The 2635-nt window shown below is 66.5% G+C and carries 3 protein-coding genes; 2 read left to right on the plus strand and 1 reads right to left on the minus strand.

Going from position 1 to position 2635, the window contains the following annotated elements; all coding sequences use genetic code 11:
• Window positions 1-69: 69 nt before the first annotated feature.
• Window positions 70-207 carry a hypothetical protein gene (locus AB0O76_RS43865; RefSeq protein ID WP_365503572.1) on the minus strand — a complete coding sequence of 46 codons (138 nt, stop codon included), beginning with the start codon at window positions 205-207 and terminating at the stop codon, window positions 70-72.
• Here AB0O76_RS43865 and istA point away from each other — a divergent pair.
• Window positions 197-1798, plus strand: a complete 1602-nt coding sequence (gene istA / locus AB0O76_RS43870; RefSeq protein ID WP_365503574.1) for an IS21 family transposase — start codon at window positions 197-199, stop codon at window positions 1796-1798. The genes AB0O76_RS43865 and istA overlap by 11 nt on opposite strands.
• Complete coding sequence (istB, locus tag AB0O76_RS43875) at window positions 1795-2559, plus strand: IS21-like element helper ATPase IstB (RefSeq protein WP_365503577.1); 765 nt, start codon at window positions 1795-1797, stop codon at window positions 2557-2559. The genes istA and istB overlap by 4 nt, the downstream gene beginning before the upstream one ends.
• Window positions 2560-2635 lie beyond the last annotated feature (76 nt).

Genomic DNA, 2635 nt, shown 5'->3' on the forward strand with positions numbered 1-2635 from the left:
TGTCGACGGTCAAGTTTTTCCTCATCTGGGGTGGTTTGAGCGCCAAGTAATTCTCCATCCGGAATTCTCCTAATTGGCCATGGGTACGGCGGCGTTCAGGATCGAGGGACCCCTGGCCATCGCGGCGTTGGGCATGTTCTTCGACCTGTGGTTCGGAAGGCCGATGGCAGCCCGGATGGCAAGGAGAACGTTCGTCGTGGTCGACATCACCGAGATCTACGTCCACTGGTACGCGGGCCGCTCGAAGAGCGAGCTGGCCGCGTCGTTGGGCCTGGACCGCAAGACGGTCAGGAAGTATCTGGCGCCGGCGGAGGAGGCCGGGCTCGCGCCGGGTGGGCCGCCGATGAGCGAGGCCGACTGGAACAATCGGATCAGGGGCTGGTTTCCGGAACTGCTCAACACCCGGCTGCGGCAGGTTACTTGGGCGGAGATCGACCGGCACCGCGACTTCATCGAGGGTCTGCTGGGAACGGTGACCGTCTCCACGATTCATCAGCGGCTGCGGGATGAGCACAAGTTCGAGGTGTCACTGTCTTCGTTGCGGCGCTGGGTTCGCGCCACGATGCCCGAGGCGCCGAGAAGATCGCAGGTCACCGTCCTGCGCGACGAGGTCGAGCCGGGCTCGGAGGCTCAGATCGACTACGGGTTCCTGGGGCAGTGGCTCCATCCGCGCACCGGCAAACGGCACCGGATCTGGGCGTTCGTGATGGTCCTGCCGAGCTCGCGGCACATGTTTGTGCGTCCGGTGCTGCATCTGCACCAGCACTCCTGGACCGAGGCGCACGTTGCGGCCTTCCGCTATTTCGGCGGGGTCCCGCGCCGTCTGGTGCCGGACAACCTGAAGACCGGGGTCGACAAGCCCGATCTCTACGACCCGAAGATCAATAAGGCGTATGCCGAACTCGCCGCGCATTACGGCGTGTTGGTTGATCCGGCCCGAGCGTTGAAGCCGAAGGACAAGCCGCGAGTCGAGCGGCCGATGCCCTATATTCGCGACTCGTTCTGGCGCGGGCGGGAGTTCACCTCGCTCGAGCACATGCAGGCCGAGGCGATCACCTGGGCCCAGAACGTCGCGGGCCGGCGACCGTGCCGACCACTCGACGGGGCCGCCCCGATCACGGTGTTCGAGGCGATCGAGGCCGCCGAGCTGCTGCCGCTGCCGCAAACCCCGTTCGTGCTGGCCCGCTGGTCGACCGCGACGGTCGGCCCGGACATCCACATCAAGGTCGGCCGCACCCTCTACTCGGTGCCCTGGAAACTGATCGGCCGCCGCGTCGATGTCCGCTCCACCGCCACGATGATGCAGGTCTTCCACGACGGTGAACTGGTCAAGACCCATGCGGCACTTGAGCAGGGAAAACGCACCGACAAGAGCGACTATCCACCGGAGAAGATCGCCTTCCAGATGCGCACGCCGATCTGGTGCCGCAGCCAGGCATCCGAGGTCGGGGACGCCTGCCGCGAGGTCGTCGACCAGCTGCTGGAAGTCAACGCCCTCTATCGGCTCCGCGCCGCCCAGGGGGTTCTCGGCCTGCGCAAGAAGTACGGCGACACCCGGCTGGAAGCCGCCTGCGCCAGAGCCATCACGGTCGGCGACCCCTCCTATCGGACCATCAAAGGCATCCTGATCGCCGGCACCGAGACCGACCCCGAGCCCGAGACCAGCGGCGATGCCGGAGCCGCGGCCTTCCTGCACGGACCGCAGCAGCTGTTCGCCTCCGCCGCGACGACCCCGGGGATCGCGGACCAGCTCCGCGATGACCAGGTCCACGGCGGCGTCGAAGGGAGCGTCCGATGAGCGTGATGGACACCGCCCTGCGCGAGTCGCTGAAGTCGTTGCGGCTCTCGGGCATGCTGGAAACCCTCGACGCCCGCCTCTCCCAGGCCCACGGCGGAGAGCTCGGCCACCTGGACTTCCTGCAGGTGCTCTGCCAGGACGAGATCACCCGCCGTGAGACCGTCGCCTTCCAACGCCGCCTGCAGCGAGCCAAGTTCGAGCAGCAGGTTACGTTGGAGGAGTTCGACTTCGCGGCTTCCTCGAAGCTGCCCGCGGCCCAGATCCGCGACCTTGGAGCCCTGCGCTGGCTCCACTCCGGCGAGTCCGTCATCCTGTTCGGCCCGGTTGGAGTCGGGAAGACCCATATCGCCCAGGCCCTCGGCCATCTCGCCATCCGGCAGGGCGCCCAGGTCCGCTTCGCCAAGACCAGTCGCGTCCTCGCCGACCTGGCCGGCGGCCACGCAGACCGCACCTGGGCCAAACGAATCCGCGAGCTGGTACGGCCCGACGTGCTCATCCTCGACGACTTCGCCATGCGCCAACTCACCGCGGCCCAGGCCGACGACCTCTACGAGCTGGTCAGCGAGCGACAGGGGCGTTCGCTGATCATCACGAGCAACCGGGCGCCCAGCGACTGGTATCCACTCTTCCCCAACCCAGTCGTCGCCGAGTCCCTGCTCGACAGGCTGATCAACACCAGCCACCAAGTCATCATGAACGGCCCGAGCTTCCGCCCGAACAAGCGCCCCAAGAACAGCACCGACAAGCCCGGCAAGTCCTGACCAAATAGAGCCCGATCACGCGAGGGGCTGGGGAATTACGTGACCCCAGCCCTGGGGAATATCAAGACGTTCCACA

Source organism: Streptomyces sp. NPDC086554 (assembly GCF_040686095.1).
Taxonomy (GTDB): domain Bacteria; phylum Actinomycetota; class Actinomycetes; order Streptomycetales; family Streptomycetaceae; genus Streptomyces.